At 69.3% G+C, this 14,837-nt stretch carries 15 protein-coding genes; 12 read left to right on the plus strand and 3 right to left on the minus strand.

Annotation, left to right across the window (positions count from 1 at the left end; genetic code table 11):
- Positions 1-198: 198 nt before the first annotated feature.
- From CVV72_RS39845 to CVV72_RS39865, 5 genes are all read left to right on the plus strand, one after another.
- Entirely contained in the window at positions 199-585 is a 387-nt protein-coding gene (locus CVV72_RS39845) for a YraN family protein (protein WP_034310918.1), read from the plus strand.
- Entirely contained in the window at positions 586-2,097 is a 1,512-nt protein-coding gene (locus CVV72_RS39850; RefSeq protein WP_219149842.1) for a YifB family Mg chelatase-like AAA ATPase, read from the plus strand. It begins immediately after the preceding gene.
- Positions 2,094-3,233, plus strand: a complete 1,140-nt coding sequence (gene dprA, locus CVV72_RS39855; RefSeq protein WP_219149844.1) for a DNA-processing protein DprA — start codon at positions 2,094-2,096, stop codon at positions 3,231-3,233. The genes CVV72_RS39850 and dprA overlap by 4 nt, the downstream gene beginning before the upstream one ends.
- Positions 3,234-3,338: 105 nt before the next feature.
- Positions 3,339-4,334, plus strand: a complete 996-nt coding sequence (locus tag CVV72_RS39860) for a tyrosine recombinase XerC (RefSeq protein ID WP_219149846.1) — start codon at positions 3,339-3,341, stop codon at positions 4,332-4,334.
- Positions 4,335-4,354: 20 nt separating this feature from the next.
- Entirely contained in the window at positions 4,355-5,290 is a 936-nt protein-coding gene (locus CVV72_RS39865; RefSeq protein WP_219149848.1) for a FliA/WhiG family RNA polymerase sigma factor, read from the plus strand.
- 449 nt (positions 5,291-5,739) lie between these two features.
- Here CVV72_RS39865 and CVV72_RS39870 read toward each other — a convergent pair whose 3' ends face one another.
- Complete coding sequence (locus CVV72_RS39870; protein ID WP_219149850.1) at positions 5,740-6,345, minus strand: murein hydrolase activator EnvC; 606 nt, start codon at positions 6,343-6,345, stop codon at positions 5,740-5,742.
- A 381-nt stretch (positions 6,346-6,726) separates the two neighbouring features.
- Between CVV72_RS39870 and rpsB the strand changes: the two genes are divergently transcribed.
- The 6 genes from rpsB to CVV72_RS39900 all read left to right on the plus strand — a co-directional run bounded on the left by rpsB (position 6,727) and on the right by CVV72_RS39900 (position 12,451).
- Positions 6,727-7,599, plus strand: coding sequence for a 30S ribosomal protein S2 (gene rpsB / locus CVV72_RS39875; protein WP_034310929.1), 873 nt, complete (start codon positions 6,727-6,729; stop codon positions 7,597-7,599).
- 93 nt (positions 7,600-7,692) lie between these two features.
- Positions 7,693-8,517, plus strand: a complete 825-nt coding sequence (tsf, locus tag CVV72_RS39880; RefSeq protein WP_044850881.1) for a translation elongation factor Ts — start codon at positions 7,693-7,695, stop codon at positions 8,515-8,517.
- A gap of 92 nt (positions 8,518-8,609) precedes the next feature.
- Positions 8,610-9,353, plus strand: a complete 744-nt coding sequence (gene pyrH, locus CVV72_RS39885) for a UMP kinase (RefSeq protein WP_005154669.1) — start codon at positions 8,610-8,612, stop codon at positions 9,351-9,353.
- Positions 9,354-9,404: 51 nt separating this feature from the next.
- Positions 9,405-9,962, plus strand: coding sequence for a ribosome recycling factor (frr, locus tag CVV72_RS39890; RefSeq protein ID WP_034310934.1), 558 nt, complete (start codon positions 9,405-9,407; stop codon positions 9,960-9,962).
- Entirely contained in the window at positions 9,962-10,858 is an 897-nt protein-coding gene (locus CVV72_RS39895; protein ID WP_219149852.1) for a phosphatidate cytidylyltransferase, read from the plus strand. Before frr ends, CVV72_RS39895 begins: the two co-directional genes overlap by 1 nt.
- Before the next feature lie 45 nt (positions 10,859-10,903).
- Entirely contained in the window at positions 10,904-12,451 is a 1,548-nt protein-coding gene (locus tag CVV72_RS39900; RefSeq protein ID WP_255632409.1) for a carboxylesterase/lipase family protein, read from the plus strand.
- Positions 12,452-12,465: 14 nt separating this feature from the next.
- Here the strand turns inward: CVV72_RS39900 and CVV72_RS39905 are convergent, their stop codons facing one another.
- Complete coding sequence (locus CVV72_RS39905) at positions 12,466-13,311, minus strand: VOC family protein (protein WP_219149854.1); 846 nt, start codon at positions 13,309-13,311, stop codon at positions 12,466-12,468.
- A 115-nt stretch (positions 13,312-13,426) separates the two neighbouring features.
- On the opposite strand from CVV72_RS39905, the gene CVV72_RS39910 reads away from it, so the two are divergent.
- Positions 13,427-14,266, plus strand: coding sequence for a class I SAM-dependent methyltransferase (locus CVV72_RS39910; RefSeq protein WP_219149856.1), 840 nt, complete (start codon positions 13,427-13,429; stop codon positions 14,264-14,266).
- On the opposite strand, the gene CVV72_RS39915 is transcribed toward CVV72_RS39910, so the two are convergent.
- A complete protein-coding gene (locus CVV72_RS39915) occupies positions 14,212-14,820 on the minus strand; it encodes a PadR family transcriptional regulator (protein WP_219149858.1) in 609 nt (202 codons plus the stop codon). The two genes, CVV72_RS39910 and CVV72_RS39915, sit on opposite strands and share 55 nt — an antisense overlap.
- Positions 14,821-14,837: the final 17 nt, after the last annotated feature.

Raw genomic sequence — 14,837 nt, forward strand, 5'->3', positions numbered from 1 at the left:
CGTGAAGGGGGCCTTCACGTATCTCCGGGTCGCCTAGCACAGCCCGCCGACAATTCCGCCCGGCGAGCTTCCGCGACGGCCGAACCATCCACAACACCCCGGTTGTCCACAGGCGACGAAATCGGGCCTGTCCGCCGCCCCCTCACCCTGGCAGCGTTGATCGCACACGCACCGTGACGATCGCTGAGGGGGATCGAGATGACGAGCACGGCCGAACAGCCGTCCGCCGGAGCACCACATATCGAACTGGGCAGATGGGGCGAGGAGCTCGCGGTCCGGCATCTGGAAAAGACGGGCTATGTCGTCCTGAGCCGCAATTGGCGTTGCCGCGACGGCGAGCTGGATCTCATCGCGACCGACACCAAACGCCTCGTCTTCTGCGAGGTGAAGACGAGGAGCGGGGTCGGTTTCGGCACGCCTGCCGAGGCGGTGACCCCGGACAAGGCGGACCGCATCCGCCGTCTCGCGTACCAATGGCAGCGTCAGTTCATGCTCCGCTGGTGCCCCGTTCGCTACGACATCATCGCGATCGTCGCCCGGCCCGACGCCAAGCCCAAGGTGCGGCATATCAAGGCGGCGTTCTGAATGGCGCTGGCGAGGGCCTGGTCCGTCGCGTTGCTCGGCGTCGAGGGCAGGATGATCGAGATCGAAGCCGACATCGGCGGTGGCTCGCCGAAGGTGACGATGGTCGGACTGCCCGACACGGGGCTGAAAGAGGCCAAGGACAGGGTCCGCTCCGCCGTCCGCAATTCGGGGCGCACCTGGCCGGACGAGCGGGTGATCCTCGGCCTGTCACCGGCGAATCTGCCGAAGGTCGGATCCGGTTACGACCTGGGGATCGCGGCGGCGATCATGGCCGCGACCGGATCGGTTCCCGCCACGAAGCTGCTGAATACCGTGCTGCTCGGCGAACTCGCCTTGGACGGCCGGGTGCGAGCGGTCCGTGGGGTCCTGCCGGGACTGCTGGCGGCACGTAACGCCGGGTACCGGAGGGCCGTCGTCCCCGCCGAGTCGCTGTTCGAGGCCGCTCTTGTGGACGGCTTGGAGGTCGGCGGGGTAGCGCGGCTGACCGAATTCGTGGACTGGCTCAAGGGCGAAGGGGAACTCGCCCGTCCCGAGCCGTCCGTCGTCCAGGAGCCGCCGCGGGTGCCCGACCTCGCCGACGTCGTGGGACAGCCGGAAGCGCGGTGGGCACTGGAGGTGGCCGCGGCGGGCGGGCATCACCTGCTCATGACCGGGCCTCCCGGGGTGGGCAAGACGATGCTCGCCAAACGCCTGCCCGGCCTCCTGCCGCGGCTGACCGCCGAAGAGTCGTTGCAGGTGACAGCGATTCATTCGATCGACGGTTCGCTTTCGCGGTCCGCGCCGCTCGTGACGGTGCCGCCGTTCGTCGCGCCGCATCACTCGATCAGCGTGCCCGCGCTGATCGGCGGGGGAAGCGGCCTCGCCGTGCCCGGCGCGATCAGCCGGGCGCACCGGGGAATCCTGTTCCTCGACGAGGTGTGCGAATTCGGCCCGGAGCGGCTGGAGTCGCTGCGCACGGTGCTCGAAGAGGGCGAAGTGCGGATCGCGAGGGTCAAGGGCGCGGTGCGGTATCCAGCGCGCTTTCAACTGGTGCTGGCGACGAATCCCTGCCCTTGTGCTCCGGCGAAGGACGCCGACTGCACCTGCTCCGCGACCGTGCGGAGGCGGTACTTGAGCCGCTTGTCCGGTCCCTTACTCGATCGGGTGGATTTACGGGTTCGGCTGCGCCCGCTTTCCGCGCTCAGCGCGCACCTGAGCGAGCCGCCCGAAGCGTCGGCGCCTGTCCGTGAGCGAGTGCTGGAAGCCCGCGAGCGAGCCGGAAAGCGCTGGGCGGAGCAGGGCTGGCTGACGAACGCGGAGGTGCCCGGCCCGGCGCTGCGCCGTGAGTTCGCGCTGCCGTCGCAGGTCACGGCGTTGCTGGACCGGGCGTTGGAGCGAGGCGCGATCACCGCGCGCGGCGCCGACCGCTGCCTTCGCATCGCTTGGACACTCGCCGATTTGAAGGGCGCCGACAAACCGGAGGCGGACGAGGTCGCGGCTGCCCTCAACTTCCGAGAGAGGTCATCCGGATGAGTGAACTCGACGCCGAACGCGTCGCCCGGTCGTATCTCCTGCGCGTGGCCGAGCCGCCGGCACCCGCCTTGGCCGATTTCGTCGGCGAACTCGGCCCCGTCGCCGCCGCGGAACGAGTGCGGAGCGCCGATTGCCCGCCGAAGGTCCGCGAGGAGACCGCCGCGCGGCGAGCACACGACTACGCCGAGCGGGATCTGGAGCGAGCCGAGGCAGGTGAGGCCCGTCTCGTCATCCCGGAAGACGACGAATGGCCCGCCTGGCCGCTGCTCTCGCTGGCCGTGGCCCAGCGCAGGGGCGTTTCCGGCGTGGCACCACCGCTGGCGCTGTGGGTACGCGGCCCCGTGAGGCTCGACGAGGCCGTGGACCAGGCGATCGCGATCGTCGGTGCCCGTGCGGCGACCGGCTACGGCGAGCACAACGCGGCCGAGGCGGGTTACCACCTCGCGAGCCGGGGGATCCCGGTGTTCTCGGGGGCGGCGTTCGGCATCGACGGCGCGGCCCACCGCGGCGCGCTGAGCGCCGACGGAACGACGGTCGCCCTGCTCGGCTGCGGTGTCGACGTCGGCTATCCGGCCCAGCACGCGACCTTGTTGCGTTCCATCGGGAAGACCGGCGCGGTGGTCAGCGAGTACCCGCCGGGCACCACACCCGCGAGGCATCGCTTCCTCGTCCGGAACAGGCTCATCGCGGCGCTCACGGAAGGGACCGTCGTGGTCGAGGCGGGCAGGCGCAGCGGCGCGCGGAACACCGCGACGACGGCCGGAGCGCTCGGCAAGGTCGTGATGGCCATGCCGGGGCCGGTGTCTTCGGGGATGTCCGCCGGTTGTCACGCGCTGATCCGTGAAGGGGAGGCCACGCTGGTGACCTCGGTCGACGAGATCCTCGAGACGGCGGGACGGTTCGGCGTGGCGGGAGCGGATCCGTCGAAACCGCGCCGCCGCACCGATCGGCTCGGTCCGGAGGCGCTGCGAGTGCACGACGCGCTGTCGGGTCGGTCGGCGAGGCCCGTGGAGCGGATCGCCGCCGAGTCCGGCATCCCGGTCGAACGGGTCCGTTCATTGCTTCCGGCACTCGAACTCGACGGCTTCGCGGAAAGGGGTGACACAGGGTGGCGAAGAAAGGCCGCCAAGACCTGACTGGCCTACCCATGAGACGCCATCCCGGCACGATCCGACCACGGACACCGCAACAGGGTGCGGCGATACTTGACCATCCGCCGTACATCGCGCAGCGTGATCGGCATGCCGTCGACCGAAGGTCCCCACGGCACGGGGAAACGCGCCCGCAGACCCGATCTGCGCGCCGCCCGTGCCGCGCTGCCGGAGCCTGTCCGGAAGCTGATCGACGACTACGAGCGGCACCTTTCCCTCGAACGCGGGCTCTCCGCGCATACGGTGCGTGCCTACCTCGGCGACGTGGTCTCGCTGATGGGATTCGTGGACGGGAACGGCGGCCGGTTCTCCGATCTCGACATCGGGACGCTGCGCGGCTGGCTCGCCCGGCAACGCGAGGAAGGGGCGAGCCGGACGACGTTGGCGAGGCGAGCGGCGGCGGCCCGCACCTTCACCGCGTGGGCCCACCGAGGCGGGGCGCTCGCGTCTGATCCGGGCGGGCGGCTGGTGGCGCCGCGTGCGCATCGCAAGCTTCCCGGCGTCCTCCGCGCGGAGCAGGCAAGTGACGTCATGCGCTTCTCAGCCGCCGGTGCCGAACAGCGCGACCCGGTGGCTTTGCGGGACAGTGCCATCGTGGAACTGCTCTACGCGACCGGTGTGCGGGTCTCGGAACTGTGCGGACTGGACGTGGCTGACGTCGACTTCTCCCGCCGGGTGGTGCTCGTGCTGGGCAAGGGCGGCAAGGAACGTGTCGTGCCGTTCGGCGTCCCCGCGGAGGCCGCCTTGCGGGCGTGGCTGGACGAGGGCAGGGGAAAGCTCGCCGTCGAAAAGAAGGGGCCGGGGGAGGAGGCCCTGTTCCTCGGGGCGCGGGGAGGCAGGCTGGATCCCCGGACGGCTCGCCGGGTCGTCCACGACGCCGTCGGTTCGGTGCCGGGTGCGAACGACATGGGGCCGCACGGTCTGAGGCATTCCGCGGCCACCCATCTGCTCGAAGGCGGCGCTGATCTTCGGAGCGTTCAGGAACTGCTTGGTCACGCTACGCTGGCGACAACGCAGCTCTACACTCATGTGACCGTCGATCGGCTGAAGGCGATCCACGACCGCGCGCACCCCCGGGCCCGATGATGCCGGGGAGGACTCGGCAGGTGACCCGGCGGCCCGAACCGGCGGCGCACGCGCATCCGCACGAGCACGGAGACCACTCTGAGTCGCATGCTGAGAACGGCGGCCCGATGACCGCCGACCCACATGTCACCGAAGCCGCCGGGAAACACCGCCCCGGCGGGGACGGTCCTGCCGTCACGCCCGAAGCGCGGACCGGCTACGAGGTGGACGCCGGGATCCAGGCGCTGTGGCGTGAGTTCACCGAGTCTCCGGACCAGGTCGTGCGCGACCGGCTCGTGCTGCACTACGCCCCGCTCGTCAAATACGTCGCCGGCCGGGTCGGCACCGGGCTGCCGACCCATGTCGACGTCGGCGACCTGATCCAGTCCGGAATCTTCGGCCTGGTCGACGCGATCGAAAAGTTCGAACCCGCCAGGGGGCTGCGGTTCGAGACCTACGCCATGCAGCGCATCCGGGGCGCGATCCTCGACGACCTCCGCTCCCAGGACTGGGTCCCCAGAGCGGTGCGCAGCAAGGCCCGTGAGGCCGAACGTGCCCTGGAACGCCTCGGCGCCCGGCTGAACCGCACCCCGACCGACGCCGAACTCGCGGCCGAGCTCGAAATCAGCGTCGACGACCTTCGCGAGTTCTACGGCCAGATGCAGCTGACCAGCGTCATCGCCTTGGAAGACCTGGTCGCCGCGGGCAAGGACAGCGGCTCGCTGGTCGACACCCTTCCCGACGACGGCGCCGTCGACCCGGTGGCCGTCCTGGTCGACCAGGACAACCGCCGTCAGCTCGCGCAGGCGATCGCCCAGCTCACCGAACGCGACCGAATCGTGGTCGGGCTCTACTACTTCGAAAGCCTGACGCTCGCCGAGATCGGCAAGGTCCTCGGCGTCACCGAGTCGCGGGTCAGCCAGTTGCACACCCGCGCCGTCATGCGGTTGCGCGCCAAACTGGTCGAGCAGGCCTAGCCGATACGCCGCCGGGCCCAAGGTTCGGCAGCCGCTTCGTGTGGGCTGCGAAGCCCGCCTTGCTGCCTCGGCGTGGTTCGGGATCCCTCTCTCGCGGATTCATTCGCATGCTCTCGGCGCAGCCGGACGACGCCTGTGTTTGGGCGGACGGCGCGTGTGTTTGGGCGGACGGCGCGTGTTTGGGCGGACGACAACTGTGCCTGGGCCGAACACGCGATGCGGAGCCCCGTCGGCGTGATCGCTCCCTGAGCACGCATGTTCGTTCTCCGGTCACGTGTCTCCCGTGCCTGGACACGTGAATCACCCCGATCCGCCACGGACGGAGACAAGGGCGAGGAGCGCCGCGCCGGCGACAAAGTAGGAGCGCGAGGCCCACACTGGCGAAGCCGGAGCGCAGGTCCCGCCGATCACGTGGACAAGCGGGCACCGCCCGATCTCGCAGAGGGCACTCAGTCTCCCTCCCAGGGCTTGAGGCGGATCTCGGACGGCTCTCCGAGTACCGCGAGCGGGTCGACGTATTCCTCGCCCCGCCGGACGCCGAAATGCAGGCACGCCGGTTTCGGGCAGCCCGGGTGGCCCGCCGCGAGGGTGCCGAGCACCTGGCCCCGGTAGACCTGGTCACCCGCGGTGACCGTCGGGGCGAGCGGTTGGTAGGTGGTGCGCAGTCCTCCGTCGTGATCGATCGACACCACCCCGCGACCGGCCACCTGCCCGGCGAACATCACCACTCCTTCGGCGGCCGCGAGCACGTGCGTGCCCGGTGGAGCGGCGAGGTCGACGCCCCGGTGGCCGGGGCCGTACGGGGTCGACGGCGGCTCGAAGTACCTGGTGACGCTCGGTGTCGGCGAGAGCGGCCAGGAGAGGCGCCCCTGTGGCGAGGGCGCCCCTCGAGCCGTCCCGGGCATCGTCGCGGACGTGAGGATCGCGAGCACGGTCGCGAGGATCGCGAGGCGGGGAAGGGGCCGGACGTGCCCGGGGCGGCGGTGCCTGCCGCCGGTGCGGTCGATCGCGAAGGAATGCCTGGTGACAGGGCGAGAAGAAGTCGTGGATGTCATGTGTTCGAGGTTGGGGTACCGGCGTGGCGTGCGGGGCGCGCCGGTGGAATCTGTGGATAACCGAGGCGGTTGTGGACAACCCCTCTCATCAGGGCCTGCCGGTGCGGTACCCGGTGGCGACAGGGAGTAGACTCTTTTGCGCGGTCCGCGGCAGCGGACTGACTTCGCGTGCACGTGCGCGCTCCCGATGGCCGATCTCCTCACGGAGGGTCAGGACAGCCGGGGGCACACGGCCCGGCGGTCCCTGGGGTACTTCGCTCCCGGGTCCGGGCCCGAGCATCGGCACCAGGGCGATCGGCCACCCGGCCGAGAGCGACGAACCGAGCAAGCGCGTTCCGGCGGAGCCGGGCGCGCACGACACAGAAGAGGTTGATTCCGGCAATGGCCGTCGTCACCATGAAGCAGCTGCTCGACAGCGGCGTGCACTTCGGGCACCAGACCCGTCGGTGGAACCCGAAGATGAAGCGCTACATCTTCACCGAGCGCAACGGCATCTACATCATCGACCTGCAGCAGACGCTGACCTACATCGACCGTGCGTACGAGTTCATCAAGGAAACCGTCGCGCACGGCGGCACCATCATGTTCGTCGGCACGAAGAAGCAGGCACAGGAAGCCATCGCGGCCGAAGCCTCGCGCGTGGGCATGCCCTACGTGAACCAGCGCTGGCTCGGCGGCATGCTGACCAACTTCCAGACGGTGCACAAGCGTCTCCTCCGCCTGAAGGAGCTCGAGTCGCAGGAGCAGACCGGCGGCTTCGCCGGCCTGACCAAGCGCGAAATCCTCACGCTCACCCGTGAGAAGGACAAGCTCGAGAAGACCCTCGGCGGTATCCGCGACATGGCCAAGGTGCCGAGCATCGTGTGGATCGTCGACACGAAGAAGGAGCACATCGCCGTCGGCGAGGCTCGCAAGCTGAACATCCCGGTCGTCGCGATCCTGGACACCAACTGCGACCCGGACGAGGTCGACTACCCGATCCCGGGTAACGACGACGCCATCCGTTCGGCCGCGCTGCTGACCAAGGTCGTGGCCGAGGCCGCCGCCGCCGGTCTGATGGCCCGCTCCAGCCGCAACGGTTCCTCCGCCGACGCCAAGCCCGAGGCCGGCGTCGCCACGGACGAGCCGCTGGCCGAGTGGGAGAAGGAGCTGCTCGCCGGCTCCGAGACCGCCGCCGCGGACGCCAAGGAAGCCGCCGCCGCGACCGAGGCCGCCACCGAGGCTCCGGCCGAGCAGGCCACCGCCTCCTCCTGATCGACCCCGCCCGCAGGGCCGCCTCCCGGCGACCCTGCGGGTGACTTCCCCACAAGACTTTCTCGTACCTGAAAAAGGACGGACACACCCACGATGGCGAACTACACCGCCGCAGACGTGAAGCGTCTCCGGGAGCTCACCGGCTCCGGCATGATGAACTGCAAGAAGGCGCTGGAGGAGAACGACGGCGACTTCGACAAGGCCGTCGAGTTCCTGCGCATCAAGGGCGCCAAGGACGTCGGCAAGCGCGCCGAGCGCGCCACCGCCGAGGGCCTCGTCGCCGGTGACGGCGGCGTGCTGATCGAGCTCGACTCCGAGACCGACTTCGTCGCGAAGAACGAGGACTTCCAGGCCCTCGCCGCGAAGATCGTCGAGGTCGCGAAGGCCGAGAAGACCAGCGACGTCGAGAAGCTGAAGGCCGCCTCGCTCGACGGCAAGACCGTCGACGAGCAGGTCCAGGAGCTGGCCGCCCGTATCGGCGAGAAGCTCGAGCTGCGCCGTGTCGCCGCCTACGAGGGCACCACCACCACGTACCTGCACCGTCGCGGTGCGGACCTCCCGCCCGCCGTCGGCGTGCTCATCGAGTACACCGGTGAGGGCGAAGCCGCCGCCGAAGCCGCTCGTGGCGCCGCCATGCAGGTCGCCGCGCTCAAGGCCAAGTACCTCACCCGCGAAGAGGTCCCGGCCGAGATCGTCGAGAACGAGCGCCGCGTCGCCGAGGCGACCGCCCGTGAAGAGGGCAAGCCGGAGCAGGCCATGCCGAAGATCATCGAGGGCAAGGTCAACGCGTACTACAAGGACAACGTCCTGCTCGAGCAGCCGTCGGTCAAGGACAACAAGAAGACCGTCAAGGCCCTGCTCGACGAGGCCGGCGTGTCCGTGAGCCGGTTCGCCCGGTTCGAGGTCGGCCAGGCCTGATCCAGGCGCGGAACACAAGAATCACCACTGTGCCCCGTCTCCGTCCATCGGGGACGGGGCACAGTCGGGTTCAGAGCATTAGGGAGGGCGACATGGGTGTCCGGGTCGAAGGCGGATACCGGCGGGTGCTGCTGAAGCTGGGCGGCGAGATGTTCGGCGGCGGTTCCATCGGGGTTGATCCGGATGTGGTGCACTCGGTCGCTCAGCAGATCGCCGACGTCGCGCGGACGGGCGTGCAGATCGCCGTCGTGATCGGCGGCGGCAACTACTTCCGCGGCGCGGAGCTGTCGCAGCGCGGCATGGACCGCGACCGCGCGGACTACATGGCGATGCTCGGCACCGTCATGAACTGCCTGGCGTTGCAGGACTTCCTGGAGAAGGAGGGCCTGCCGACCCGCGTGCAGACCGCCATCACCATGGGACAGGTCGCCGAGCCGTACATCCCGCGCCGCGCCGAGCGTCACCTGGAGAAGGGCCGCGTCGTCATCTTCGGCGCCGGGGTCGGCATGCCGTACTTCTCGACCGACACCGCCGCCGCGCAGCGCGCGCTCGAACTCGGCTGTGAGGCCGTCTTGATGGCGAAGGCCGTCGACGGCGTCTACACCGCGGACCCGAAGAGCGACCCGACCGCCGAGATGTTCCACGAGATCAGCCACCGCGAGGTGCTGGAACGGGATCTCAAGGTCGCCGACGCCACCGCGTTCAGCCTGTGCATGGACAACAACATGCCGATCATCGTGTTCAATCTGCTCACCGAGGGGAACATCGCCCGCGCGGTCAGTGGTGAGAGGATCGGCACCCTGGTCGACACCCCCGCCGACGGGGTGCCCGCGTAGGCCTGCTCTGATCTTCGCAATCGGTACGCATACACAACTACGGGAGTTGCCGTGATCGACGAGACCCTCCTCGACGCCGAGGAGAAGATGGAAAAAGCGGTGTCCGTCGCCAAGGAGGACCTGTCGTCGGTACGCACCGGCCGGGCTCATCCCGGGATGTTCTCGCGCATTGTCGTCGAGTACTACGGCGCGCCGACCCCGCTGAACCAGATGGCGAGCGTCAACATCCCCGAAGCCCGGATGGCGTTGATCAAGCCGTACGACCAGACCTCGCTCAACGCCATCGAGAAGGCGATCCGCGAGTCGGACCTCGGGGTCAACCCGAGCAACGACGGCAACGTGATCCGCATCGTCATCCCGCAGCTCACCGAAGAGCGCCGCAAGGAGATGGTGAAGGTCGCCAAGGCCAAGGGTGAGGACGCCCGCGTCTCGATCCGCAGCGTCCGCCGCAAGGCCAAGGAAGAGCTCGACCGGATCAAGAAGGACGGCGAGGCGGGCGAGGACGAGGTCGTCCACGCCGAGAAGGAACTCCAGAACCTCACCGACACCTACAGCCACAAGGTCGACGAGCTGGTGAAACACAAGGAAGCCGAGCTACTCGAGGTCTGATGAGCCAGGTGAGCGAGGAACGCGAGGACCGGGTGGAGAACCCGGAACCGGTTCCGGCCGAAAAGCCGGAACCGGCGAAGAAGGTTTCCCGCGCCGGCCGCAACCTGCCCGCCGCGATCGGGGTCGGGCTGCTGCTGGGCGCGGCGATCGTCACGTCCCTGCTCACCGTCCGCTTTCTGTTCATCGGCATCATCGCGATCGCCATCGCGGTCGGCACGATCGAGCTGGCCGGGGCACTGAAGCGCGCGGCGGGCATCCGGATCGCGCTGGTCCCGGTGCTCGTCGGCGGTCAGGCGATGATCTGGCTGGCGTGGCCGTACGGCCGTGAAGGCGCGCTGACGGCGTTCGTGCTGACGGTGCTCGTCTGCCTCCTGTGGCGGTTGCCCGGCGGCGCGGACGGCTACCTGCGCGACATCAGCGCGTCGGTCTTCGCCGCCGCGTACATCCCGCTTTTCGGTGCCTTCGCCGCCATGCTCGTCCCGCCCGCGGACGGTGTCGGCCGCGTGCTGGCGTTCATGATCGGTGTGGTCGCTTCGGACACCGGCGGCTACATCGCCGGTGTACTGGGCGGCAAGCATCCGATGGCGCCCAGCATCAGCCCGAAGAAGACCTGGGAAGGATTCGCCGGTTCGCTCGTGGCCGGTGTGGTCGCCGGCTCCCTGACCCTCAGCCTTCTCCTCGACGGTCACGCCTGGCAGGGCGTGCTGTTCGGCGCGGCGATCGTCTGCACGGCGACGCTGGGCGACCTCGTCGAGTCGCTGATCAAGCGCGACCTCGGCGTCAAGGACATGGGGAACATGCTGCCGGGCCACGGCGGGCTGATGGACCGGCTCGACTCGTTGCTCCCTTCCGCCGTCGTCTCCTGGCTGCTGCTCTCCGCATTCGTGCCTCTTTAGGCCAAGTCCCTGTGACGAGTCCGGCGCTCTGTCATGGTCGGGGGCATGCGCACTCAACGGCTGAGTAAGCGGCTTCTGTCCATGGCACTGAGCGTGATGACGCTGGGGGCCTTGACGACGACCGTGGCGGAGGCGGGCGAAAGCCCGGTCGTCCGCACGGATTCCGGTCCCGTTCGAGGCGTGGACACGGGCGAATACCGGAGTTTCCACGGCATTCCGTTCGCGGCGCCACCCGTCGGCGACCTGCGCTGGGCGCCACCCCGAAGTCCCGGACCGTGGACCGCCGTGCGGGACGCGAGCAAACCGGGACCTCGGTGCGCGCAGGAGGCGGGGCTCGGTCCGGCGCCGAGTGACAATGAGGATTGCCTGTACCTCAACGTGATCAGCCCGGCCAAGCCGGCGTGGAAGCCGCGTCCGGTGATGGTCTGGGTCCACGGTGGCAGCTTCACCTACGGGGCGGGCAGCGACTACGACTTCAAGCGCATGGCGCTGGGCGGGGACGTCGTCGTGGTGACGGTGAACTACCGGCTGGGGGTGTTCGGCTTCTTCGGGCATCCGGAACTCGGCCGCGACTCCGGCGTGTTCGGCCTTCAAGACCAGCAAGCCGCACTTCGCTGGGTGCAGCGCAACGCGCGCGCCTTCGGGGGAGATCCCGGGAACGTCACGCTGTTCGGCGAATCGGCCGGTTCGATGAGCGCCTGCGCCCAGCTGGCCTCCCCGTCGGCCGCGGGGCTCTTCCACCGCGTGATCATCCAGAGCAGTCCGTGCACCTTGAACTGGCCCGACGGCGGGTTCGTTCCCGGCCTGCCCGCGGGCACGCCGTACCTGTCCCGGACGGACGTCGAAGCGATGGGTGCCGACGCGGCCGGGAAACTCGGCTGCGCCGACGTCGCCTGTCTCCGGCGGCTTCCGGTCAAGGCCTTGGTGAACCAGCCGTTCGCGCCGCCCGCGTTCGGCACCGGCCTGCTGCCCGAGCATCCGGCCGAGGCACTGAAGGCGGGTCGCTTCGCCCGCGTGCCGGTGCTGACGGGGATCACGAGGGACGAGGCGAGGATGTTCGTCGCCATGTTCGCCGGGCATCCGTTCACCGAACAGCAGTACCAAGGATTGCTACGGACCGCTTTCGGGGAGAAGGCGCCGCTTGTCGCAGCCCGGTACCCGTCGGCGAAGCACGGCGGCCCGTCGATGGCGTTCGCGGACGCGATGACCGACCGGATCTGGGGCTGCACCCAGCTGGAGACCGAGCGACTGCTGCGCGAGCGCACCCGGACCTTCGGTTACGAGTTCGCGGATCGCGACGGACCCTCGCTCCTCCCGGCTCCGCCCGGAATGTCCATGGGCGCTTCTCATGGCGCCGAATTGGCCTATTTGTCCGATGTGGTCGCGCCTCCGGCGGAATTGACGCGCGCGCAGCGGGAACTGGGAGCGCGAATGATCCGGTACTGGACCGCGTTCGCGCGCACCGGTGACCCGAACGGCGAAGAACTGCCGAAATGGCGTCCCTCGCCGCGGACACAATCGCTGGCGCCGGACGCGATCGGCCCGGTCGACCTCGCGGCGGTGCACGATTGCCGATTCTGGGCGGGAATCTGACCGGAGCGCGGGGCTCAGTCGTCGTAGGGATCGTCGACTTCGGCGGTGCCCCAGCCCTCGACGGCCCGGGAGTGGTCGATCACGGCGAACACCGAACCGTCCGGGTCGGCCAGGATCGCCATCCGGCCGTACGGGGTGTCGTAGGGCTGGACCACGACGGCGCCGCCGAGCATCAAGGCCTGTCCCGCCGCGGCGTCGGCGCCGCGGGCCGGATCGAGTTCGATGTAGACCATCCAATGCGGGGGAGTGTCCGGCCGATACTCCGAACCCATCACGTACCGGTACAGCACGGGTTCGTGCTCGATGAGCCATTCGGCGTAGTCGAGGGTGGCACCGTCGCCGATCTGGTGGCTGGTGTAGTCGAAGAGGCGGCAGTAGAAGTGATCCGCCGCCGCTCCGTCGTGGGTGTTGAGATCCGCGCCACTGAAGGTGTTCGGCACTCCCGTCGCGAACTCCCAGGTGGCGGGCGGCTCCCAGAAGACGACGTGTGCGCCGCACGCGTCGACGGCGTGGACGATGTTGCCGCGATGGGGGATCGCCACCGGCCCGAGCGTGACCCGGCCACCGAGACTGTCCACCCATTCGGCGGCGGCCGCCGCCTGGGGCACCGAGATGTGGACGCTCCAGCCGGACGGCCCGCCCGAGCCCGCGCGGTACAGACCACCGGCCGGGACGCCGTTCAGCGTCGCGATCGAGTAGCGGCCGGTCGGCGTCGCCGGATCACGCCGGACGACGTACTCCCAGTCGAAAAGCCCGCTGTAGAAGGTTTGTGCGGCCGTTTCGTCTCTGCACGCGAGCTCGATCCAGCACGGAATTCCCGAAGGTATGACGGAAGTGTGGGCGGCCGAGCCGAGCGACATGCGGTTCTCCCTTACCGGTGGGAGTAAAGTCTAGTCGCTGACCGCATTGTTTCCGTGAGAGATTTCGACCGGATGACCCCGGAACCCCGCCCGGTGTCCCTTCGTTGGAGCTTCCGTGCGCTGGTTTCCCCGAGCCCTCTCCTCCCTCCGCCGCGGCGGTGAGGAGGTGTTGCCGAGCCCGAACATCTGGTACTACCAAAAGGCCTACGAGGTCGAGAACCGCGCACAGGACGTCGACGACGAGATCTGGCGCGTGCTCGCCGGATATCGTGATTGGTCCGGTGCGGACGTCCTCGACATCGGCTGTGGTGACGGTTTCCATCTGCCGCGGTTCGCCGCGACGGCGCGGTCGGTGGTCGGGATCGAGCCCCATGAGCCGCTCGTCCGTGACGCGCGGAAACGGGTGGGGCGACTGGAAAACGTCGAGGTACGGCACGGGCGTGCGCAGCGGCTTCCCTTGCCGGACGCGGCTTTCGACGTCGTCCACGCACGCACCGCGTACTTCTTCGGCCCCGGTTGTGAACCCGGTCTTCGTGAAGCGGAGCGGGTGCTGCGGCCGGGTGGGCTGATGATGGTCGTGGATCTCGATGTGGCGAGTGAGCCCTACGGACGCTGGATGCGGCTGGATCTGCCGCACTACGACCCGCCCGGCGTGGAGAAGTTCTTCACCCGTCAGGGATTCGACTGCCGCAAGGTGATGACGCGGTGGCTGTTCGAGGACGCCGCCGCGATGGAAGCGGTGCTGAAGATCGAGTTCAGCGCTCCGGTCGCGGCGAAGGCGATCGCGGAGGTCCGGCGCCTGAACGAGGTTTCGTCAGCTTCCGGGGAGAAGCGGATGACGCTGCCGGTGGGCTATCGCGTGCATACGCGCGCCAAGCCCACCGGCCTCGTCGTGCCAGGTCACTCCGCGTCCTCGTCCGGAGCGGCGTCCTCCGCCTCGCCGAGGATGCCGTAGATCGTCCGGCGTGCCTCGTTGAGCACGTCGACGGTGCGGGCCTGCTGGCTTTCGGTGCCGGCGTGCATCACCTGGGCGACCGCCGCGGCCAGGGTCGCGCCCGCCTTGCGCAGGTTGACCTCGACCGGGTCGACGTCGTGGGCGATCTGCTCCCACGGCGGGACGGCGTCCTGCTGCTCGGCCGCGGCGCGGCCGGATTCGGTGAGCTCGAACAGCTTCTTGCCGTTCTCGTCCTTGCTGATCACCAGGCCTTCGTCGGCCAGCAACTGCAGGGTCGGGTAGACCGAGCCGGGGCTCGGCTTCCAGAACCCGCCGCTGCGTTCGCCGATCTCGCGGATGATCTCGTAACCGTGCCTCGGCTGCTCGGAAAGCAGCGCCAGGATCGCGGCGCGGACGTCACCGCGTTTGCCGCGCCGTCCGGGGCCACCGCGGCGGCCGTGCCGGTGCCGATGGCCCGGTCCGCCCGGGCCCGGCGGGAAGTCGCCGAAGCCGCCGCGGGCCCAAGGTCCGAAGGCCGGTCGGCCGTGTTCTGGAGGGAAGGGTCGTCGTCGCATGAGGTGAATCCTTTCTA

It is taken from the genome of Amycolatopsis sp. TNS106 (assembly GCF_019330265.1).
Taxonomy (GTDB): Bacteria; Actinomycetota; Actinomycetes; order Mycobacteriales; family Pseudonocardiaceae; genus Amycolatopsis; species Amycolatopsis lurida.